The sequence below is a fragment of the Paraburkholderia sediminicola genome, assembly GCF_046027825.1.
In the GTDB taxonomy this organism is placed as follows: Bacteria; Pseudomonadota; Gammaproteobacteria; order Burkholderiales; family Burkholderiaceae; genus Paraburkholderia; species Paraburkholderia sediminicola_D.
Genome location: NZ_JAQQDU010000049.1, coordinates 41,100 through 62,897, shown reverse-complemented (window position 1 = coordinate 62,897; position 21,798 = coordinate 41,100). Strand labels below are relative to the sequence as shown.

The following is a 21,798-nucleotide window of genomic DNA, read 5'->3' as shown; positions in this document are numbered from 1 at the left end:
CAGACGAATGGCAAAGCCGCGCCGCAACAGCCTATCATCGGGCCGCGAAGGCGTGTGAGTACGAATACCAGAACCGTGTAGTGGACGCCGGCGACGAATGGCAAAAGATTTTCGGTGCTGACATTCCGCGGGCCGTGTGATGGATGAGCGCACCCAAAACCTCATTGCCGAATGCGAGCGTCAGGAAGAATCCTGTCTATACATGTCCACGACGATCTTCGAGTGGCTGAAATCCTTGCGTCGATGGCGCTTTGCTTTTGTTGTCGTGCCCATTGTGCTTGGCGGCCTTGCCACTTGGCCGCTCCTGACACAGAAAACTGAACTGGAGTGGTTCACTGGTGTGTGCGCATTGCTGGCCGGTCTAACTCCTGCGGTCTACAAGGCGCTCGAGCTGGACGTGAATCTCAAGGCGCTGGCCAGTACCGCGCACCAGTTCAAGATCCTTCAGGACCGATTCCGCCAGGCGTCGCGCGTGACCGCTCTTGGTGGCTTCGACGACTTCAAGAAGGAGGTCGATGCGCTAATGGAGCGCATCGACACCGCGCGAGAAGGCAGCATCACTGCGCCCGAACGGTTCTTCAAGAAGGCGCAGCAGAAGATCAAGAGCGGCGACTACGCTTTTAGCGTCGACATGCAACAAACCGCTGCCCCGCTTGCCTGACCGGCAAAGCCTTCAGTTCCCCAGCGTTTCGCAAGAGCAATGCCTGCTGGCGTGGCCTTGGGGGCTTCAATGACGAGCCCAATGCCCGGCAGCTCGCAAAAAAATGTCGGAACTCTAAATTCTCTCCACTTCGGGCCGAATATGACTGTATTGGGCCGTGTCCGCCCATTTAGAACAATTCTCACTCACAAAAGAGGAAGTGGACGTGGAGTTCACAACCAAGGAAGACCTTGAGTTCTGCGGCGAAGCTCCCTTCCCGACGCAAAGCAAACATCGGCGGTCTCCCGCGGACGAAGGCAATCCCCCCTGAGCTGTTAGCCTAAAAGCCCTGTTCCTTTTTGTCGCGGCGATTGTGGAGCCTTTCGCCAAAGAATTCCTGCTTAGACACTTCGCGAGCCTATGAGTCATTCTTCCAGTTACTTCGATCCAAGACATACCGGCGGAGCTGTCGCTTCTTCGGGAATGAGCTATCAGGATTCCTGCGCGGTGCTCATCGTCATGAAGTATTTGGGGGATGCCGCCTTCAGCAGCATCGGTCTCGAGGCTTCGAACGACATCACGCTCTGTGTTGGAGCCTCGCAGAAACACATCCAAACCAAAGACCGGAAACTAACAGCTGGACTGCTTAAATCGATTCTTGAGGGCGCAGCGCTGGATCGTCAAGACATCTTGATCATGGTGTCATCGATCAATGAAGAGGTGGATTCGCTACTCAGCAAGTTGGCGGCGTACCGCTCCCACCAAGCCCATGCGTCGATAAGTGGCCCGCAGCACTTGGCCATTGAGCAGGATTTCGATCAGGAACTTTCCTTAGCTGGTTTCCTAGAGCTAAAGAGAGTGTTGCTGACCAGCACTGTCCGGGTGCAGCCCAGCCACGGATTGGATTCGGTCGTGGAAGCAGCGTTGACTCAATGGGCGCGCGCACGTGGCACCTTCATTCGCGAGAAGCCCTGCCTCCTTGAACTCCACGGCACCTTTTCGCGTGCCCGTGCCAATCGTGCATTCTTGGCTCGAGACGAGCTGACGGACTTGTTGTCGCGGCACTTGGTCGAACCGTCTGCGCTGACGACGCTGATGTCCCCCGTTCGATCACAGCTCGATTCGTCAGAGAGCTTCCGTGCTCACCTGCGTCACCGTGGCGATTTGGCGGTTCGCTTTGAGCAAAAGCTTGTCTTAGCCGAAGGCTACGAGTCGCAGCAGGAGCTTCGCGCTGCCTTGAAGATCTACCAAGCCCTTGCCGTAGTCCTGCACGACTCTGAATGGCTTTTGATTCGTTGCGCGGCTTTGAGCGAGCTACTCGACGACTTGTCTCAGGCTGAAGACTACGCTCGGCAAGCGTTGAAACTGAATTCAAAGGCATTTGGTGCCCTGTGCGTGCTCGGCATAATTGCGGGACAGAAGAATCGGTTCGACGATGCCCTCGGGTACTTTCGTGTCGCAGAGCGCGTCAACGATGAGGATGCCCGGCTTCTACACAACATCGGCTATACGCTGTTGCGTATTGGCGACTTGGTATCGGCACTCGAGTATTTTGAGAGAGCCGCCGCGACGCCAGACACCCCAGCGGCGTCGCACTTGAATGCAGGTGTTGTGCTGTTCAACATTGGACGGTACACGGAAGCTGAAGAGGCGTTGGAGTCGGCTCTGCAACTGGAACCCAACATGCCGGAGGCCTTGTCGCAACTCGGCGAGCTTTATCGCTTCTTCGGGCGCCTCGATGCCGCCATTCCGATGTTCAACCGCGCGTTGCAATCGCTTCCCGACAACGCCGTGGCGAAACACGGCCTCGCGATCTCGATGCTAGAGAGAGGGGACGCCGAGGGCGCCAGCCAACTAGTCACTCATCTCGCCGACCATTTGAATCAGCTCCGCGTTGGCAAAGCAACGTTGGTTCTGGATCTCGGATGGCACCGGACATATCCAATCCGCATTACACGTACCGGTAACCACTGCTTTGAGGTCAAATGGGAGTCTCTCTCAGCGACTGTCAAAATTTCAGACGTAGGAACGGTGATCCAGTGACGTCTCAAATTGAGACGGGGGTTCGCAGATCGCCGATGTCTGTTTTGCCGAACCGGAAGTCTGAGGCTTAAGCTGCGAAGGTCAGATTTCGGGCGCTTCATTCGCACAAGCGGCCGTCAGCTCTGGGTCGTCTACTGCCCGTCGCGGCGGGGCTCAGTTTTGATCAGCGTCAGTTGCAGTCAATGTGAGCACGGGGCGATGGAATGCAAGCATGCCTGTAAGCGCGAATTTCCGCCCACCTAGTTTCTGAGCCAGAAAAGATCGACGATTGCGTCCGCAACCACAACTTGCGGACGCAATCCATGACCCATGATGATCTGAGCTTTTTGCCCTTGCGGGTGACACGCGTTGGTGTCGGCGGCAAGCGCAGCTTCGACCCGGTGGACAAGCGACGGCTGATCGAGGCCTGCCTGCAACCGGGCGCGTCGCTGTCTGGCCTGGCCCTGAAGGCTGGAGTGAATGCCAACCAGTTGTGCAAATGGGTTCGACTGCACGAACGGTCAAATACCCATGTGAGAGACGGCTCAGCGTGCGCATCATCGGCTTTCGTGCCGGTCGTCGTCGCAATCGATGACCGAACGTCGATACCCGCCTCGGTACCGGCTGCGCGGCCCGCGCCGGAACGGGAGTCATCGCGTCTGTCGTCACGCCCGGCGACGTCGGTGCGGGTGGCGGCCCAGTTGCCCAATGGCGCAAAGCTCGAGCTCGAATTCACCGCAGGCGATACCGGATTGCTGGCAGCACTGGTTGCCGCATTGGGAGCGCGCTGATGTTTCGCTTCGAGGCTGACCTGAAGGTCTTCGTGCATCGGGAGCCGATCGACTTTCGCGGCGGCATCAACACTCTGGTGACGCTGGTCGAGCAGTCGATGCAGCTCGATCCGTTTGCGCGCGCCGTGTTTGCCTTCCACAACCGCCGACGCAACCGGGTCAAGTTGCTCTTGTACGAGCGTACTGGCTTCTGGCTCATGTTGCGCCGCCTTGAGGAAGATCGCTTCGTCTGGCCACGCCGGCAGCAGGCGGTGATTGAGCTGACGACCGAACAGTTGCACTGGCTGCTTGAGGGCATCGATATTGAGGCGGTGCGCCGTCATCCGGTACGGCCGTACCGTCACGCGAGCTGAACGCCGGGCGTTGCCGGTGAGCTACGGCGGGCCAGACTGTTACAAATTCACGTAAACCCACCGCACGCGGCACTCCGCTATCGTGGGGACATGAACGAAGAAGACTTCTCCCGATTGCCGCCGGCCGCCCAGGCCTATATCCGTGAACTCGAGGCACGCAACCTCCAGATGGGCGAACGGATCGCCCATCTGGAGGAGCAGTTCCGCCTGGCGCAGAGCAAACGCTTCGCTCCGAGCAGCGAGAAACTCCAGGATCGCTTCTTCGACGAGGCCGAGCAGATCGCCGCCATCGAACCTGACGACGATGACGCCGGCGATGCCCAGAACACGTTCGTGCTGCCCGATACGGGCCTGCCGGACGCACCCACGCCAGCACGCAGCAGGCGTGGACGCAAGCCGCTACCGGCACACCTGCCGCGCCAGCGCATCGAATACGACCTGTCCGAAGACCAGAAGGTCTGTCCGTGCTGCGCGCACGCACTGCACGGCATGGGCGAAGAGATCAGCGAACAGTTGCATATCGAGGTGAAGGCGTCGGTCCTGCAGCACGTGCGTTTCAAGTACGCGTGCCGTCACTGCGAGCGCCATGCCGAACGCACCCCGGTGATCACTGCACCGATGCCAGCGCAACCGTTGCCAGGCAGCAATGCCAGCGCAGCGATGATCGCCACCGTTACGGCAGGCAAGTACGTCGACGGCACGCCGCTGTACCGGATGGCCCATGCGCTGGCCCGCGCGGACATTGAAGTCGGGCGCGGCACGCTGGCGAACTGGATCATCCGGCCCGCCGAGTTGCACTACAGCCGGCTCTACGAGGCACTGCGCAGGACGCTGCTCTCGCAGGCGCTGATCCACGGCGACGAGACAACGGTGCAGGTGCTCAAGGAGCCCGGCCGTGCCGCGCAGAGCACGTCGTATATGTGGGTGTACCGCAGCGGCGAAGACTGCCCGGAGCCTGTCGTGCTGTTCGACTACCGGCCGGGGCGCGGGCAGGAACATCCCCAGGCGTTCCTCGCCGGCTACGAAGGACTGCTGATGACCGACGGGTATGCCGCCTGGCGTACGCTTGAAGGCGCGACGCACTTCGGCTGCCTGGCCCACGCGCGGAGGGCCTTCGTCGACGCCCTCAAGGGCATGAAGAAGCCGGGCGGGCGCGCTGCACAGGCACTGGAGTACTTCAAGGCGCTCTACCAGGTCGAGACGCTGGCGAAAGCTGATGCGCCGCAAGGCGAAACACGCCCCGACTACACGTACCGCCTGCGCCAGCAGCATAGCGTGCCGCTGCTGACGTCCTTCAGGGCGTGGCTCGACGAACAGGCCCCACAGGTCCTACCCGAGAGCCTGCTGGGAAAGGCGATCAGTTATACGCGCAATCAATGGGATTACCTGAGCCGCTACGTCACCGATGGGCGCGCCCCCGTGGACAACAACGTGATCGAGCGCGACATCCGACCCTTCTGCACAGGGAGAAAGGCCGGGCTCTTTGCAGACACAGTCGCCGGCGCAAAGGCAAGTGCCATGATCTACAGCCTGATGCTCACGTGCCGCGCCTGCAACATCGAGCCCTATGCGTATCTGCTCAATGTGCTCACCGAGTTGCCACAGCGGGAGGCGCATGCCGATGTCAGCGACCTGCTGCCGTTCAACTTCGCCAGACGGCAAGGTGCGGCGACGCAGGGCTGAACGACGACCCGCTCCGGTCACTGTGCGCACGTCGCGATTCCGCTGGCCGGTCACGATGAACCGGAATGCCCGGTCACGTTCGTCCGGAATCAGCGGTCACGTTGAGCCGGAATACCCACCGGCAAGTCCGTCGTTACCCGGTAACGAGCGAATGCTACGACCGAGCCCTGAAGTACTGATCCCATTCGGGCTTATCTGGATCGAGCGTGCGCAGGACCGCGTCATCCTTGCGCGAGACGAGCCGCTCGAGCATCTGGCGTTTCGTGATCCCATCGCGGTGCGCCAGTCGTTCAAGCGCAAGATAGACCTCGCTGCTCACCCACACGTCCAGCCGGCGATCTCCGTTGCCTTCCCTGCCTGCTATTGGGCGCCGTGCCCGATATGCTGCCTGCCGCTGTGCTGCTGTCTGTGCCATTCATTGCCTCCGTTACCCGGTAACCGGTTCATGCCGGAACGTTACCCGGTAACGGAGCTGACTCACAACGTGGGTTAAATCTATCGCTTACGCATGCCTGGCTGAATGCAAGCACGGTTGCAGATAATCCGAACACGCGCGCCCCGTCAGTTGCGGTTATTTCACGCAGCAAATCGCGTCGATTGCAACCATGGCCGGTTTGGATTGCATTCAGCTACAGCTAGTGGGATGGCGGAAGAATGGCGGACGCGAATGCAGCGCTGAAGAGAATTGAGAAGAAATGAGGGAGGAAAAAGCCTCACAGAATCAAAGTGTGACGCTACAATGGCTACTGGTGTCTGGGCTAGATTGCGGTTCACACGGCAGGGGTCACAGGTTCAATCCCTGTACCACCCACCAGATTCGCGGGTCTCCGAAGAACCGCAAGAGAAAGCCCTCGAACGTAAGTCGAGGGCTTTTTTGTTTTTGTTTCCGTTTTTTGCGTGCGTGCGGCGGATTGATCACTCACATCACCCACGCGTACGCGCGCCAATACGCATCCGCACACGCACCACCAAACGCTCGAGCGCCGGCTCTGCTTCGAAGTCAACACCGAACTTTCGTACGATTGCGGTCGCCAAATACTGCTGATATAGTCAGTTTTCGGGCACTTGCCCCGTCTACTTTCTCCACCTCATTCGACTACAGGGAGGCGTCACATGTTCGCAGTGCATATCGTCGTCCCTGGAATGGCCTCACGGCCATTCTCGCGACCTTAAATCCGTCGCGTCGTCGCTCACGCGGTTCTGCCTGAACAGGCGTCCGCGTAAATACCAGACGGTCCGTAGTCTCATTGCCGGCGTTGTTGTCAACACAGCGCGGCTCGCTTGACTGTCTCTTCCTTTCGCTTCTGACTGGAACCTCGGTGCGCTCGCGCGCCACCGGGTCGTGGCAAATGACTAGAAAAAAACTCGACTTTCGCGGGCAAGCCTTCAAGGATGTCCTCGGCTTCACCTTCCTTCACTGGGCCAAACAGCCTTGGCGCATCTTTGCGATTAGCGCGCTGGTGCTGCTCTCGGCGTTGGCCGACGTACTCACGCCGATGTTCGCCGGACGGCTCGTCGATGCAATCGCTGCCGGCTCCGCCGGCGACACTGTCGCGTGGCACGCTGCGATCACGGCCTTCTGCGTGCTAGGCGCGCTGGGACTCGGCGCCACGCTGCTTCGTCAGGGTGTGTTCTTCAACATCATCAGGCTCACGCTCAAGATGATGAGCGAGATCGCTGCGAACGCGTTTCATCGCGTGCAACGCTTTTCGACGGACTGGCACGCCAACAGCTTCGCCGGATCCACGGTGCGCAAGATCACGCGTGGCATGTGGGCGCTCGATCTGCTCAACGACACGCTGCTGATCGCACTGTTCCCGTCGATGGTCATGCTGGTCGGCGCAACCGTGCTGCTCGGCTGGCGCTGGCCGATGATGGGCGCGGTCGTCGGTTTCGGTTCGGTGCTGTATATCGCGGTGACCGTGGCCATGTCGCTCGGCTTCGTTGCGCCCGCCGCACGCCTCGCTAACGCATGGGACACTCGTATGGGCGGCGCCCTCGCCGACGCAGTCAGTTGCAACGGCGTGGTGAAAGCGTTCGGCGCCGAAGCGCGCGAAGAAGCCCTGCTCGACCGTGTGATCGTCAAGTGGCGTCATCGCACGCGCCGCACATGGATACGCGGCACGATCAACGGCGGCTTGCAGGGCGGCATGCTGGTGGCAATCCAGGCTGCCATTCTCGGTGCTGCGTTGCTGTTGTGGATGCGCGGCGAAGCGAGCGTCGGCGACATCACGTTCGCGCTGACGATGTTCTTCATGCTGCAAGGCTATCTGCGCGACGTGGGTATGCACATCCGCAACCTGCAGCGTTCGGTCAACGACATGGAAGAACTGGTGTCGCTGGAGAGCCAGCCCCTGGGCATCGAAGATCGGCCCGGCGCGGGTCCGATCACGATCGGCAAAGGCGAAATTCGCTTCGAGCACGTCACCTTCCACTACGGTGCGAAAGCCACGCCGCTCTATGACAACTTCTCCGTGCGCATCGCGCCGGGAGAACGCGTCGGGCTGGTCGGGCATTCGGGTTCCGGGAAGACGACCTTCATCAAGCTGATCCAGCGTCTGTACGACATTTCGGAAGGCCGGATCACGATCGACGGTCAGGACATCGCCCGTGTGCGGCAGGCGTCGTTACGCAGCCAGATCGCGATCGTTCAGCAGGAGCCGGTGCTGTTTCACCGCTCGCTGGCGGAGAACATTGCCTATGCCCGGCCCGGTGCGAGCCGCGCCGAGATTGAACGCGCCGCGAGGCTCGCCAGTGCGCACGACTTTATCGCGACACTGCCTCAAGGCTACGACACGCTGGTAGGCGAGCGCGGCATCAAGCTCTCCGGCGGCGAACGTCAGCGCGTGGCGATCGCGCGGGCGTTTCTCGCGGACGCACCGATCCTGATTCTGGACGAAGCGACCTCGAGCCTCGACAGCGAAAGCGAAGTGCTGATCCAGCACGCCATGGAACGGCTGATGGTGGGCCGCACGACGCTGGTGGTGGCGCACCGCCTGTCTACCGTGCGAGCGCTGGACAGGCTGCTGGTGCTGGACAAGGGCAAGGTCATCGAGGAAGGCAGTCACGAGGCGTTGATCAGACTCGAGAACGGTCTGTACAGGCGGTTGTTCGAACGTCAGGCGCTGGAGTTGATCAAGGGCTTGAGCGACTCGGAGATCACGCACAAGACCGACAGCGCGAAGGCGAGTCGGCTCGATGACTCAGGCCTGGTGGTCGAGAAGTAAATGGCTGCGAGCGTGCGGGACGTCATGCGGAAGGTGCCGGCTGAACCAGCCGGCACCTCAACGCGCGACTAAACCACGCCCGCAGGCAACCCGATGCCTCGCGCCATGCCGGTAGCCGCGAACACCATCAACACCAGCAGCACGGTCTGGATCACGCTGAAACGCGCATACGTACGGGCTTTTCGCAAATCAGGCGGGGTGCCGCTTCTGATCGAGGCGCGCCAGCGTATCAGGCCGAGCATCGTCGGGACTTCGAGGATGAGTATCAGCACGAGCAGCGTCATCTTGACGTGAAAGAGCGGCTCGTGAAGGTAATAGTCGGCGCCCTTTTCGAACCCGCCAAAGGCGCGCATCAGACCGGTGACGACCAGCACCAAGGCCGAAAGGCCCCACCGCGTATCGGAGCGGAATACGGATCGCAGCGCTGCAGGCACACTGGCTCGCCGTAGCGACCAGGTACGCCGAAGAATCGACGCGAGGGCAAAGCCAAAAGCGAGCAGATGAAGGGTGGCAAGCAACCAGCGAACCAGCATAGCGACTCCTGCAAACGGCGCAATACGATCGATGTATGTCTCACTCGCCCACTGAAACAAAACGCCGGGCGGCACTTTTTACACTTCTTATTATCGACTACAGCTCACTTCACGACGCCTGCTTCGGCAATGCGATGTGGTCAACGGCACATAGCACCCGATTCAGACTTGCCGCAACGATGTGTCGAGCGCACGCGCGGCGACCCGATCGCCCTCGGTAGTCAGCGCGGTGCGGAACACGGTTTGCCGATTGTGGCCTGCCGCAGCCGGCGAATCCCATAGCAATTCGATTTTCGGACGCCGGTGGAAGCCACCGCGAGCCAACGCAGGCGCGCCCACCGTGCCTAGCGGCGCCGCAGGCCCACCTGACTCGCCGGCAACACCGAACGCCACCACGGGGGCAGGTGTTGGCGTCGCGCTCACGCCGTGATCCGCCCATCGTACTGACAATTCGCGGGCGTCGTACTGGCCCACCTTGCGACGCTCGGCCCAGACGACCACGGTGCGTGTGGCCGGATCGAGTGCGACCGCGTAGCGGCCGATCGCAAAGCGCCGCGCGGCGATATTGGTTCGCCACAGCGCGCGCGGCCGGCAAATCCACACGACCGCCGCGTACAACGCCGGCGCAGCCAATAGCCAGCCGTTGGTGGCCGCCACCGCCTGCGCGGCGCGCCGCCAACCCGCGCTCGCCGCAAATGCGCCGACCGACCAGACCGCAAACAGGAATCCGAGGAAAGCAAACAGGCGCAGCGCCTGCCGCAGCCATTGCGGCAGCGGATGTAAGGGACGCTCGGCCACGGCGCGCGCGCCCGGCAGGAAGATCAGCAGGAACAGGAACACCAGGTTGATGCACGCCCAGGGCGAGGACACCATCGCCGACAGCGACGCGCCCAGGTCCATCTGCGCCATCGAAAACAGCCAGCGAGCGAGGAGCACGAGACCGATGGCGCGCAACGCGAAAATCGTTCCGGCGCCGGGCGCCGCGTTCGCACGCGTCTCTTTCGTTCTCGCCAAGGCATCCTCCTGTCGTCGGCGGCGCCGCAGCCAAATTTGCGGCAGGGTCATTATAGGGATATTACCGAGACAGGCTCATCCTTGCCGGTCTCAAAACGTACTTTCTGCCGCTCACGGGGCCAAAACGCGGCGCGCATGCAACAACGCCCCGTGGGCGAGATGCGCGCGGGGCGTTGTTGGGGTGCAGCCGGACCACCTGATCGCCGTGGCCGCCGAGCCAAAGGCGCGCCGGCAAACCGGCCTGACTGCTTTGACTGACCGTGCTTAGCCGGCGTTGACTTCGCGCAGCACCGTACGATGCTTCTGACGCAGCAGTTCTTCGTAGGTGGCGACGTAGTTCTTCGCCATCACCTTCGACGAGAAGCGCGATTCGAATGCCGCCCGCACCTTGGCGCGCGGCAGCGTGTGCAAGCGCTTCACAGCGGCGACCGCGCTGATTTCGTCTTCGACGACGAAACCCGACACGCCGTTTTCGATCACTTCCGGCACCGAACCACGGTTGAACGCGATCACCGGCGTCCCGCAAGCCATGGCTTCGATCATCACCAGGCCGAAGGGCTCCGGCCAGTCGATCGGGAACACCAGTGCATGCGCGTTGCCGAGAAACTCACGCTTTTCGGCTTCGCCGATTTCGCCAATGTATTCGACGTGCGGGAGCGCCATCAGCGGCTTGATCACTTCTTCGTAATAGGCACGGTCGGCCTTGTCGATCTTGGCGGCGACCTTGAGCTTCATGCCTGCCTGCCCGGCGATGCGGATCGCGCGGTCGAGACCCTTCTCCGGCGAGACGCGGCCGAGGAATGCGAGGTAGCCCGGCTCGACGTCCTTGATCGGCGTGAGCACGTTTTCCGGCAGGCCGTGATAAACGGTTTGCAGCCAGTTCGCCTGTTGCAGCGGGATGCGCTGGTTGTCCGAGATCGACACCACCGGCACGTCGCTGAACGTATTGAAGATCGGTTGCAGTTCCGGCAGATCGAGACGGCCGTGCAGCGTGGTCAGGAACGGCACCGGCTGGCGGGCGAACAGCGAGAACGGGTAGTAATCGATGTGGAAATGCAGCACGTCGAATTCGTCAGCGCGGCGGCGCACTTCTTCGAGCAGCAGCATGTGCGGGGCCATCACGTCGCGGATGGTCGGGTCGAGGCGCAGCGCCTGCGGCCAGAAAGCTTCGAGTTTCGCCGAGGTTTGCGAATCGCCGCTCGCGAAAAGCGTGACGTCATGGCCCTGTTCAACCAACGCTTCAGTCAGGTAGGACACCACGCGTTCCGTACCACCGTAAAGCTTGGGCGGAACCGCCTCGTGCAAGGGAGCGATTTGAGCGATTCGCATAATGAAGAACTCCTCGTAAAAAATCAGGCAAAAGTACTGCGTTTGGTAAAAGCGACTCGCTTGCTCGCCAGGGCAGTCTGGCCGGATGTGCCGGCGCGGGCCTGATTCTTTCGAGAAATCCTGCGATGGATCGCTTGGGTAGTGGGCCCAGATCAGCTAGTCAGTGTCTGCGCATGTGCCGGTAAACGCACACGGGGCACCTACGTTGACAATCTGTCAGATATTTCGGTGGACCAACAGAGCACGCATTATCAGTGCCGGGGATCTCGCTGCACCACAACATTTCAAAGTCTTTACGTTGTTACAAAGGCGAAACACTTTACAAACCCTTGTTTTATAAGACAGTTCTACAGTAGCAACTGGCTTGCAACGCTGACCCGACGACGGCAGCTGTAAGTTCCTGCGTCAACTTTACCGGCAGGCATTGAAGAAATGCCGCACCGCAGTTGAATGCAGTTTGTAATTATATCCCGAAATTTCGCGCAGCCTGCGTGAACCACAGTCCCATCGGCGGGTCGAGTGAACACCAGGTCGCGATCGTCTATCGCGAAATCAGTCGCGCCATCGCCCGGATACACAGGGCGCAATCGCTTTTGCATGTTTACAATGCGAAGCATCGGCCTCGCGGCGAACGCATTTGCTGTGGCCCATGCCTTGCATGCACAACCCGAAACACATCGACCTCACGATCAATTGGAACATTTAACCATCGCCCAGCGTAATGCCCAGAACGCAAAGCTTGCGAGCTATGCGCATCGGCCGCTTGCGTTTCTTTTCCGCTTTATCCGCCGCCATCCGCTCGCGCATGCGATCGTCCTGTGCAGCGTGTTTGCGGCCGTGGGCTGTGCGCTCGCTTCGCAATATGCGATCAAGCACCTGATCGACGTGCTCGGCGAAGGCCGGCATCACCCCGGTCCGTTGTGGGGCGCGTTTGCCATCCTGGTCGGCCTGATCGCCGCCGACAACCTGCTGTGGCGGGTCGGCGGCTGGGTCGCCGCGCATACGTTCGTGGCCGTGACCGGCGACTTGCGGCGCGACCTGTTCCAGTACCTGAGCGGCCACTCGCCGACTTACTACTCGGAGAAACAGCCAGGCATGCTGGCGAGCCGCATCACGGCCACCTCGAACGCGGTCTACACCGCCGAAAACACCACCGCCTGGAACGTGCTGCCGCCGTGTATCGCGGTGCTCGGCGCGATCGTGATGATCACCGCGGTGAATCCGCTGATGGCGGGCGGCTTGATGCTGTGCTCAGCCATTCTGTCGGTGGTGCTTTACAAACTGGCCGGGCGTGGCTCGGCGCGGCATCACCATTTCGCGACCAAAGCGGCGTCCGTGGATGGTGAACTGGTCGACGTGATCAGCAACATGGGCCTCGTGCGCGCCTTCGGCATGACGCTTCGCGAGCAGCAGCGTTTCGGCGCGACCGTCAAAGCGGAAATGGACGCACGCCAGCAGAGTCTGCTGTATCTGGAAAAGCTGCGCCTGCTGCATGCTGTCATTACCGCGCTGCTGTCGGCGGGTTTGCTGGGCTGGGCGCTGTGGCTGTGGGATCAAGGCCGTGCGACCTCCGGTGACATCGTGCTGGTCAGCTCACTCGGCTTCACGATTCTGCACGGCACGCGCGATCTGGCCGTGGCGCTGGTCGACGTCACGCAGCACGTCGCACGGCTCGCAGAAGCCGTTCGCACCCTGCTCGAGCCGCACGGCATGCCGGATCGCGATGGCGCCACCGAACTCGTGCCGCAAGGCGGCCGGGTCGATTTCGAAAGTGTGACGTTTGCCTACCCGCGCCGCCGGCCGATTCTCGATCACTTCGACCTGCATATCGAGCCGGGCCAGCGGGTCGGCCTGATCGGCAAGTCGGGCGCGGGCAAATCCACCGTGCTGGCGCTGCTGCAACGTTTCTATGAGACGCAGGGCGGTGCAATCAAGATCGACGGTCAGGACATCGCCACGATCACCCAGGACAGCCTGCGCCATACGATTGCGCTGGTGCCCCAGGATATCTCGCTGTTCCATCGTTCGGTGTACGAGAACATCGCTTATGGCCGCCCTGAAGCGAGCCGGGAAGAAGTGCTCGCCGCCGCGCGCGAAGCCCGCTGCAGCGACTTCATCGAAGCCATGCCGGAAGGGTACGACACCATCGTCGGGGATCGCGGGGTCAAGCTGTCCGGCGGGCAGCGCCAGCGCATCGCGATCGCGCGGGCGATCCTGAAGAATGCGCCGATCCTGCTGCTCGACGAAGCCACCTCGGCACTCGACAGCGCATCGGAAGAAGCGATCCAGAAGGCGCTCGACCGGCTGATGGTGGGCCGCACGGTGATCGCGATCGCGCACCGGTTGTCGACGCTGAACAACTTCGACCGGATCATCGTAATGAGCGCCGGCAAGGTCATTGACGACGGCAGCCCGGAAGAGTTGCGCCTGCGGCCGGGCCTGTATCGCGATCTGCTCTCGAAGCAGTACGGCAAGGGCACCACGCTGCATGTCGGCGGCAAGAAGATGGATGAGCAGCACGTGGTCTAAGCCACGCGCCGCCCTCTGCTACTCCAGCAACGAACGCAGTACCAACCGCAGCACCGAACAGAAAAGCCGCTCGAAAGCGGCTTTTCTGTTTTCCTGGGCCGTTGAAGCCGGCCTGACTAGCCGCCTATCCGGCCAGGGTTTCGCGCGCCGCTTTCTTGCCCGATCCAGCACGCACCTTCACCGTTCGGGTGCTCTTCGCGCCATCCGCGCTCTGAAGATCACGCATGAAGTTGTCGCGCCACACCGACACGTTGTTCTCGCGCAGTTGCACCATCATGTCGCGATAACGCGCCTGACGCTCCGCAAGCGGCATCTCCAGCGCCTTGGCCAGCGCCTCGGCCATGCCGTCGATATCGACCGGATTCACGATCAACGCGCCATCCAGTTCCTGCGCGGCACCGGCAAAGCGTGACAGCACGAGCACGCCCGGATTCTCCGGATCCTGCGCGGACACATACTCCTTCGCGACGAGGTTCATGCCGTCACGCAACGGTGTGACGTAGCCGACATGCGCCGTGCGAAACAGCGCGGCTAGCACCGAGCGCTCGTACTGCTTGTGGATATACAGGATCGGCGTCCAGTCCAGCTCGGCAAAGCGTCCATTGATACGCCCCGACTCCCCTTCGAGCTGCAGACGGATGTCCTGATAGGCATGCATGTCGGCGCGCGTCGGCGGTGCGATCTGCAGGAACGACACTTTGTTGCGTTGCGCGGTGGCGTGTTCCAGCAGGCGCTCGAACGCGCGGAAGCGCTCGACCAGTCCCTTCGAATAATCGAGGCGGTCCACGCTCATGATCAGCTTGCGCGAGTGCAGCGCCGTCTTCATCGTGCGCACCGGCTTGCCGCGCTCGCCCGCTTTCGCGAGCTCGGCGATTTCGTCCGGATAGACGCCGATCGGATAAGCCCCCGCACGCAAGGTCCGCCCGAACGCATGGACAGCAAGCGGCCCGCGGGCCGACACGTCGACCGTGCCGTTCGCCTCATTGACGATGTAGTCGCAGAACGCCCGCAAGTCCGGCGCGGTCTGGAAACCGAGCAGGTCGAACGAACAGAGCGCTTCGACCAGCTCGCGATGCGGCGGCACCGCCAGCAGCACCTGCGAAGCCGGAAACGGAATATGCAGAAAGAAGCCGATGCGATTTTTCACGCCGGCCGCGCGCAACGCCTGGGCGAACGGAATCAGGTGATAGTCGTGGACCCAGATCACGTCGTCTTCGCGCAGAAGCGGCACGAGTTGCTGGGCAAGCCACGCATTGACGCGGCAATAGCCTTCGAAGTCGTGCCGGTCGTACTGCAGCAGATCGGCGCGATAGTGGAACGCGGGCCACAGCGTGGCGTTCGAAAAACCGCGGTAGTACTGGTCGTAGTCGCGGCGCATCAGCGCGATGGTCGCGAAGGTCACCGGCCCGCGCTCCTCGACCTTGATCTGCGGCTGGCCCGAGCTGAGCACGTCGCCGCTCCAGCCGAACCACATGCCGCCGGTTTCCTTCAGCGCGTCGTACACGCCGACCGCCAGACCGCCCGCGGCCGGACCGCCTTCCGAAATAGGTGCGACCCGGTTCGATACGATGATCAGTCGGCTCATGAAGCGCGATTCCCGATGCAGTGAGTCATGGTCGTTGAGCGATGCTGCGTCATCATCACGCTCCGCGCGCGGCCGCGACAATCGATTCCAGCCAGTCGAGCAGCGCCGTTACCGACTCGACGCGCGTATGCGCCATCGTGTCGCCCGCGCCCACCTTGATCGACACGCCGCCGCGTTCATTGACGACGGCAAAGCCTTTCTCGTCGGTCAGATCGTCGCCGGCAAACACCGGATTGCGGCCGACGAACGGCGGCTCCTCCAGGAACGCGCGCATCGCGCGACCCTTGTCGACGTCCTTCGGTTTGATTTCGTAGACCATCTTGCCCGGCTGCAACACATACGAACCGGGGTAGTCGGCCACCAGCCGCTCGGTCGCCTCGCGCGCCACCGGCTCGCGGTCGGGCGCGTTGCGGTAGTGCAGCGCCACCGCCGCGCCTTTGATTTCGAGCAGCATGCCGGGATGTTCGTTGACGACCTGCGCGAGCACCTGCTCCATGCGCAACAGGCGCTCGTCGTGAAAGCCGATACGCTGCGTGTCGCCGTTTGCGTCGCGCCGTTCGGCGCCGTGCAGACCGGCGATCGGCAGATCGGGCATGCCGAGAAAACTGTCGATGCTGTCGATGCCACGGCCCGACACGATCGCGACCGCACCGTTCGTGAGACTGCGCAACTCGGCCAGCAACGCCATGACGCGCGGTTGCACCAGCACGCCGTCCGGCGTGGGCGCGAGTTCGACGAGCGTGCCGTCGAAGTCGAAGAAAAATGCCGTCTCGCTGGGAGACAGAACCGCCGGAAGTGCTTGCATCGGTTAATTTTGCCTTTCAGCCCTCTGCGGCCGGAAAAGTGTGCGCATCTTACCGCGCATCCGTCAATTTTTCGAGAAAGTAAGCCAGGACACAAGCCTGGCCGGGCAGCGCGACCGATGCCACGGACCAATGCGTTCAAAAAGAGAACGATCAGGCTTCAGCCAGCTTTCAGCCACCTGCGTCAAATTGCCTCGCAAACCGTGCGCCTGCGGGCGCTGTGCGACGTCATCAGACATTTTGCGATACAGTCGCAGCCACGCAGACCATCGCAGTTACGGCCATATTTGCACACTATGAGGGGCCGCGCGCTTCGTGCGATCACGCCGCGTCCGCTCACGGACTGCGTCACGCGCCGCTCGTCAATCGAGTCATTGAACCCTGCTTTGTTCCCAAACATCTCGTCCCGACACTCGCAGCCGAAACTCGCGTCATCACGCCAGCCGTGGTCCAGACGCCTGGTCGCGCTGACCGTCATGGTGAGCGCGCTGACCACGCTCACCGCCTGCACGCATCCCACCGAACCGTTCCAGTTAACCAACGTGACCGGTCACTTGCCGGATCTCGATTTCAAACTGACAGGCGACGACGGCCGTGCCGTGACCGGCGATTCGTTTAAGGGCCGCACCTCGCTCGTCTACTTTGGCTACACGCATTGCCCGGACGTTTGCCCCGAAACGATGGGCCGCCTGATGCAAGTGCTGGCCAAACTCGGCCCGGACGCGCAAAAAGTGCGCATCCTGTTCATCACCGTCGACCCGGCGCGCGACACGCCGCAAGCCTTGCACGACTACGTCGGCGCCTTCGACTCGCAACACGCCGAAGGCCTGACCGGCACCGACTGGCAGATCGAGTCGCTCGCCAAGCGTTACCGGGTTGCCTATCAGATGGAAAAGCGCGACCCCAACGGCAACTACGAAGTCACCCATAGCTCGGCCGTCTATGTGTTCGACCAGCAAGGCCACGCGCGCCTGCTCGCCACCGATCACGATACTCCCGATGCGATCGCACAAGACCTGCGCCGCATCATTGATGACCGTTCCTGACCTTTCCCGAGTTCATTCATGTCGATCAAGATCAAAACGTTGGCCGCACTAAGCTGCACCCTCGCCCTCTCATTCGGTTTCGCAACGGCTGCGCTTGCCGCTGGCGCTAACGCAATCACCGTCAAAGACGCCTGGGTGCGCTGGCTGCCGAATAACCTGCCCGCCGCCGGCTACGTGACGCTGGTTAACACGAGCGACAAGCCGGTCGACCTCGTCGATATTTCCAGCAACGACTATGGCGACGCGATGCTGCATCAAACCGTGTCGAACGGTTCGACGCAGAAGATGGTGATGGTCGACAAGCTGACGGTGCCCGCGCATGGCCAGGTCGCGGTCGCGCCGGGCGGCTATCACGTGATGCTCGAAGACGCGAAGCACAAGATCGCGCCGGGCGACACCGTGCATCTGACGCTGAAGTTCTCCGACGGTGAAACGCTCGATACACCGTTCGCCGTCAAGTCGCCCGCCCAGACCAAGTAACGCCCTGCAATGAACCTGCTCTACTGGCTCGATCCCTGGGAGTTTTCGCCGACCGTCGTCATCGCCTTGCTGGTGCCGGCGATCCTTTTCGTACGCGGCGCGCACAAGGCGAAGGTGTCGATCCCCCGGCGCATTTCCTTCTGGTTCGGGCTGGTCGCGTTGTATGTCGCGCTGCATACGCGGCTCGATTATTTCTTCGAGCATGAGTTCTTCATGCATCGCGCGCAGCATCTCGTGTTGCATCACCTCGGGCCGTTCTTTATCGCGCTCTCCTATCCAGGCGCCGCGTTGCGCGCGGGTATTCCGTTCAGCTGGCGGCAACGCTTCGTGCGGCCCGCGCTGGAGACCCCCGTGGTGCGCAAGCTGCTCGACGTGGTGATGCATCCGGTGGTTGCGGTCACGTTGTTCGTCGGGCTGATCTACTTCTGGTTGATGTCGCCGATTCATTTCGTGGCGATGCTCGACTGGCGGCTCTATCGCGTGATGAACTGGAGCATGGTGATCGACGGCCTGCTGTTCTGGTGGCTCGTACTCGATCCGCGGCCAGCGCCGCCGGCGCGTTTATCACCCGGCAAACGCGTACTGGTGGTGATCGCCGCGATTCCGCCGCAAATCATGCTCGGCGCGTTTATCTTCTTTACGCCGCGCGAGCTGTATCCGATCTATTCGATTTGCGGCCGCGCCTTCACGTGGCTGAGCCCGATACGCGATCAGCAGATCGGCGGGCTGTTGCTGTGGATTCCGGGCTCGATGATGAGCGTGATCGGCGCGCTGGTGGCGTTGCGTCACTGGATGCGGCTGTCGGCGCGCGGACGTCTGCGCGGCGAACGGCGCGCAGAGGCGAAGCAAGGCTTGGCGCCAGCCGCATCAGCCCCTACGCCTGCGAGCGGCCACCGGTGATAACGTCGAATCGGTTGAAGTCGTAACATTTGAAGCCGGTCGGCGCGCACGCGCCGAGCCCGGTTGCAGCCTGGCTTAGACCGAACGCATCCACACGTGCGGGATGCCGTCCTCTTCGTGAATCTCCGACACCGGCGTAAAGCCGAATGCGCCGTAGAAGCCTTGCAGATGCGCCTGCGCATGCAAACGGATCGGCGTGCCGGGCCACTGCTCCCGGATATGCGTGAGCGAGCGTTCGAGCATCGCGTTGCCGAGGCCGATGCCGCGGAATTCCGCTGTTGTCAGTACCCGACCGATGCGGATATCGGTGTCTTCGGCGTCGGGCAGCAGCACGCGCAGATAGCCCGCGAGCGGCGGTCTCTTTTCGCCGGAGCCGTCGCCATAAGCAAACAGATGCCAGGCCTCTGAATCGAGCCCGTCGATATCGCCATACACGCAGTTCTGCTCGACGACGAACACCGCGCTGCGCGCCGCCAGCATTGCATAGACTTCGGCGGTCGTGAGGTCGTCGAATGCTTTCCAGCGCCATTCGAGTTGCGCCAGTCGCGTGGCGGCAGTTTGCTGCGGTTCGGTCATGGAAGATCTTCAAAAGAGGCGCGCCTCGATAGACGGCGGCAATGCGGAATTATGCCGCGCGTGGCGGTCTTAGGCTATGCCGCTCGCAAACCCGCTAGCTGCTTACCCAAACCGGCTCGACGGGTTGCCCGAGACATTCGATCAGGTTACCGGGCCCGCACAAATGCAATGCACCCACCACCACCAAGGTCCGCTCCGGCCGCATGAGTCGCTCCTTCAAGCGCGCCGCCCATGCGCGATTGCGTGCATCCAGGATCGCGTGGCGGATGCCGGGCAGGTTGAACATCGGTGACTCGACCGCGATCTGGTACACGGCCTGCAAATCGCCATGCAGCCAGGCCGTATGCATTCGCTCGAGTGTGCGCTGCGGTTCGTCGAGATCGGACATCAGCATGCCAAGCGCGGTGCCGACGGCTTCGAGCGGAATCGATTCAAGCGACGCCGCCACTTCCTCCGCGGTCTCGAGATACTCGTACGGTTTGCCCTGCGTGAGCGCCGAGCGCAGCATGCGCGGCTCTACGCCTTCGACGACTTGCTGGAACAGCGTCGGCGCAACGACCAGCACGGCCCACGGACGCAGATCGACTAGCGGCGCTAACGGCCCCTCGGCGGGCCACACAGCGTGTAGCTGATTCCAGGCATCGGCGGATAGCAAGGGTTGCAGTTGATCAGCACCGCTCTGCGAAGCGGCCTTCAGAAACGGCAGGATCGTCGGTGGATCGGATTCGAAGACCAGCGCTTCGGCCCAGTTGTACGCTTCGGCGATCCATGGCGGCGTTCTGCGGCTCGTCGCCGGAAACAGATGCATCGAGCCGAGCAGACGGACGTGGGTGCCGGTGAGTTGTAGGTACATGCAGCCTCGTGTGGACAGGCAATTGCGCAAAGAGGCAATCGGGCGATTCAATCGACGGCGCGCACCGCGGCGGCCCGGCTTGTGGCCCCTCGCCAGGCGGTCCGCACCGTGAACGCGACGAACAGCAGAAAGACGATCTGCGAAAGGTACAGGTCCATGCGGATCGGATGGTGCAGCGCGAACCATGAATTGTGCACCACGTCGGTCACGATGACGGCGACGCAGAGGATCAGCCCTGCTCGCGGACGCAACAGCAGTAGCAGAGCGGTTAGCGGATCGATGAAGAGCAGAGACGTCCAGTAGATTCGCGTGAGCGGCGCCGCGCCGCCGTAGTCCCACCAGAGTCCGTGAACCAGGGCCACTTGCAGATGTGTCAAGGTGGCGCCGCAGAGGCATAGCGCGTAGATCAGGCGTAGGTAGAAGGAGCGGCGTTCGAGGTTTGGAATACGCATTCCTGGTCAGTTTCGCAGTCAACAATGAATAGAAAAAAAGCCCCGGTGTTTTCGGGGCTTCTTTCTCACGCAGCAAAAGCTGACAGTTTAATCGCGCGCATGCCAATCATTCCGTGCTTCTTTTGTACGACTCCAGTTCGGCTGTATAACGCTCGTTTCGCACGCCATTACTGCCGTAATATTCTTCCACTGACTTCACCCAGCGGCCAATTTCGGGCACATACCAGAACGCTTTATAAGTGCGTCCGGTCACCTGGACGGGGCCTGTTTTCTGTGCGTGAGTGATCATGGCGGTGTCGCCCTGCTGCATCTGCACGGCTTGCGTGACGGTCTGCGTCGGCTCGATCTGCGCAACCCAGTCGCCTTCGGCTTCGACTTTAATCGCCTGAAATTTTCCCGCCGGTACCTCAACGGTTTCAATATCACTCACCCGATATTGGCTGCTCCACTTTTGCGAAGCGAAGGCCTTGTTCGGATGCTGTTCCGTATATTCCACGGTCCAGGTTTTGCCCGGCGATAGCGGGAAAACGAACGGCCGATTGACGACCACGTCCGCGCCATTCACATTGCGTTCGCGGCTCCAGTCGGCTCCCGCGATCACTTCACTCGGCGCCTGGGTCGAACCCGATTGCTTCGATGTGTAGTAGATGTGAGAAGGCGTTGCGCGCAAGACCGTCACTTCATCGTGCGTCTGGCGCCATATTGACGGCGCCTTCTCAAAGGTGTCGACATAGGTCCATGAATCCCCACCTTTAATGGCAGGCGGCGGTGCCGATTGCGCGATCGCCCGCAGTGGCAACCCAATGGCACACAGCACAACAGCGGTTATGGTTTTTTTCATTGGTCGAATATTGTATTAACAGCGGGTTTGCCCTACCCCTGTGCTTTCGCTACCGGGAAACAACATGCCCATTGCATCGCATGTCTAACAATGTTTCTGAATACGCGAAACAGCATGGGATACTTTACATGATCGGCATCG

General features: G+C 61.6%; 20 protein-coding genes. 10 read left to right on the top strand and 10 right to left on the bottom strand.

All coding sequences use genetic code 11. The features are described from left to right. Positions 1-139: 139 nt before the first annotated feature. The 5 genes from PQQ96_RS24935 (at position 140) to tnpC (ending at position 5,489) form a co-directional block, all read left to right on the top strand. Positions 140-661: a hypothetical protein gene (locus PQQ96_RS24935; RefSeq protein WP_408297620.1), complete on the top strand. Its 522-nt coding sequence runs from the start codon at positions 140-142 to the stop codon at positions 659-661. Positions 662-1,060: 399 nt separating this feature from the next. Next, positions 1,061-2,683 carry a tetratricopeptide repeat protein gene (locus PQQ96_RS24930; protein WP_408297618.1) on the top strand — a complete coding sequence of 541 codons (1,623 nt, stop codon included), beginning with the start codon at positions 1,061-1,063 and terminating at the stop codon, positions 2,681-2,683. Positions 2,684-2,985: 302 nt separating this feature from the next. Beyond that, positions 2,986-3,453, top strand: a complete 468-nt coding sequence (tnpA, locus tag PQQ96_RS24925) for an IS66-like element accessory protein TnpA (RefSeq protein WP_408297616.1) — start codon at positions 2,986-2,988, stop codon at positions 3,451-3,453. Continuing rightward, positions 3,453-3,806 (top strand): IS66 family insertion sequence element accessory protein TnpB, encoded by a 354-nt coding sequence (gene tnpB, locus PQQ96_RS24920; RefSeq protein WP_408297614.1) that lies wholly within the window; start codon positions 3,453-3,455, stop codon positions 3,804-3,806. Before tnpA ends, tnpB begins: the two co-directional genes overlap by 1 nt. Positions 3,807-3,896: 90 nt before the next feature. Continuing rightward, a complete protein-coding gene (tnpC, locus tag PQQ96_RS24915) occupies positions 3,897-5,489 on the top strand; it encodes an IS66 family transposase (RefSeq protein WP_408297612.1) in 1,593 nt (530 codons plus the stop codon). A gap of 154 nt (positions 5,490-5,643) precedes the next feature. Here tnpC and PQQ96_RS24910 read toward each other — a convergent pair whose 3' ends face one another. Continuing rightward, entirely contained in the window at positions 5,644-5,904 is a 261-nt protein-coding gene (locus tag PQQ96_RS24910) for a hypothetical protein (protein WP_408297610.1), read from the bottom strand. 934 nt (positions 5,905-6,838) lie between these two features. On the opposite strand from PQQ96_RS24910, the gene PQQ96_RS24905 reads away from it, so the two are divergent. Beyond that, complete coding sequence (locus tag PQQ96_RS24905; protein WP_408297608.1) at positions 6,839-8,716, top strand: ABC transporter ATP-binding protein; 1,878 nt, start codon at positions 6,839-6,841, stop codon at positions 8,714-8,716. Between the two features lie 68 nt (positions 8,717-8,784). Here PQQ96_RS24905 and PQQ96_RS24900 read toward each other — a convergent pair whose 3' ends face one another. The 3 genes from PQQ96_RS24900 to PQQ96_RS24890 form a co-directional block, all read right to left on the bottom strand. After that, complete coding sequence (locus PQQ96_RS24900; RefSeq protein WP_408297606.1) at positions 8,785-9,249, bottom strand: DUF2214 family protein; 465 nt, start codon at positions 9,247-9,249, stop codon at positions 8,785-8,787. Between the two features lie 162 nt (positions 9,250-9,411). Further along, positions 9,412-10,263: a hypothetical protein gene (locus tag PQQ96_RS24895; RefSeq protein ID WP_408297604.1), complete on the bottom strand. Its 852-nt coding sequence runs from the start codon at positions 10,261-10,263 to the stop codon at positions 9,412-9,414. A 264-nt stretch (positions 10,264-10,527) separates the two neighbouring features. Next, positions 10,528-11,592 carry a glycosyltransferase family 4 protein gene (locus tag PQQ96_RS24890; protein ID WP_408297602.1) on the bottom strand — a complete coding sequence of 355 codons (1,065 nt, stop codon included), beginning with the start codon at positions 11,590-11,592 and terminating at the stop codon, positions 10,528-10,530. Positions 11,593-12,285: 693 nt separating this feature from the next. On the opposite strand from PQQ96_RS24890, the gene PQQ96_RS24885 reads away from it, so the two are divergent. After that, positions 12,286-14,121: an ABC transporter ATP-binding protein gene (locus PQQ96_RS24885; RefSeq protein WP_408297600.1), complete on the top strand. Its 1,836-nt coding sequence runs from the start codon at positions 12,286-12,288 to the stop codon at positions 14,119-14,121. Positions 14,122-14,245: 124 nt separating this feature from the next. On the opposite strand, the gene otsA is transcribed toward PQQ96_RS24885, so the two are convergent. Together otsA and otsB are read right to left on the bottom strand one after the other, a co-directional pair. Next, entirely contained in the window at positions 14,246-15,706 is a 1,461-nt protein-coding gene (otsA, locus tag PQQ96_RS24880) for an alpha,alpha-trehalose-phosphate synthase (UDP-forming) (protein WP_408297598.1), read from the bottom strand. 55 nt (positions 15,707-15,761) lie between these two features. Then, entirely contained in the window at positions 15,762-16,511 is a 750-nt protein-coding gene (otsB, locus tag PQQ96_RS24875) for a trehalose-phosphatase (protein WP_408297596.1), read from the bottom strand. 474 nt (positions 16,512-16,985) lie between these two features. Here otsB and PQQ96_RS24870 point away from each other — a divergent pair, with 474 nt between their 5' ends. The 3 genes from PQQ96_RS24870 to PQQ96_RS24860 are packed head-to-tail and all read left to right on the top strand — an operon-like array spanning position 16,986 to position 18,935. Then, the gene (locus PQQ96_RS24870) at positions 16,986-17,555 is read left to right on the top strand and encodes an SCO family protein (RefSeq protein WP_408297624.1); all 570 of its coding nucleotides are present in this window, start codon (positions 16,986-16,988) and stop codon (positions 17,553-17,555) included. A gap of 18 nt (positions 17,556-17,573) precedes the next feature. Next, complete coding sequence (locus PQQ96_RS24865; RefSeq protein WP_408297594.1) at positions 17,574-18,035, top strand: copper chaperone PCu(A)C; 462 nt, start codon at positions 17,574-17,576, stop codon at positions 18,033-18,035. A 9-nt stretch (positions 18,036-18,044) separates the two neighbouring features. Next, the gene (locus PQQ96_RS24860) at positions 18,045-18,935 is read left to right on the top strand and encodes a cytochrome c oxidase assembly protein (RefSeq protein ID WP_408297592.1); all 891 of its coding nucleotides are present in this window, start codon (positions 18,045-18,047) and stop codon (positions 18,933-18,935) included. 75 nt (positions 18,936-19,010) lie between these two features. Here the strand turns inward: PQQ96_RS24860 and PQQ96_RS24855 are convergent, their stop codons facing one another. The 4 genes from PQQ96_RS24855 to PQQ96_RS24840 form a co-directional block, all read right to left on the bottom strand. Beyond that, complete coding sequence (locus tag PQQ96_RS24855) at positions 19,011-19,511, bottom strand: GNAT family N-acetyltransferase (protein ID WP_408297591.1); 501 nt, start codon at positions 19,509-19,511, stop codon at positions 19,011-19,013. A gap of 94 nt (positions 19,512-19,605) precedes the next feature. Next, positions 19,606-20,364 (bottom strand): TraB/GumN family protein, encoded by a 759-nt coding sequence (locus PQQ96_RS24850; RefSeq protein WP_408297589.1) that lies wholly within the window; start codon positions 20,362-20,364, stop codon positions 19,606-19,608. 47 nt (positions 20,365-20,411) lie between these two features. After that, on the bottom strand, positions 20,412-20,816 hold the full coding sequence (locus PQQ96_RS24845; RefSeq protein WP_408297587.1) for a hypothetical protein: 405 nt from the start codon (positions 20,814-20,816) through the stop codon (positions 20,412-20,414). Positions 20,817-20,922: 106 nt separating this feature from the next. Next, positions 20,923-21,417, bottom strand: a complete 495-nt coding sequence (locus tag PQQ96_RS24840) for a hypothetical protein (protein ID WP_408297586.1) — start codon at positions 21,415-21,417, stop codon at positions 20,923-20,925. Between the last annotated feature and the right edge of the window lie 381 nt (positions 21,418-21,798).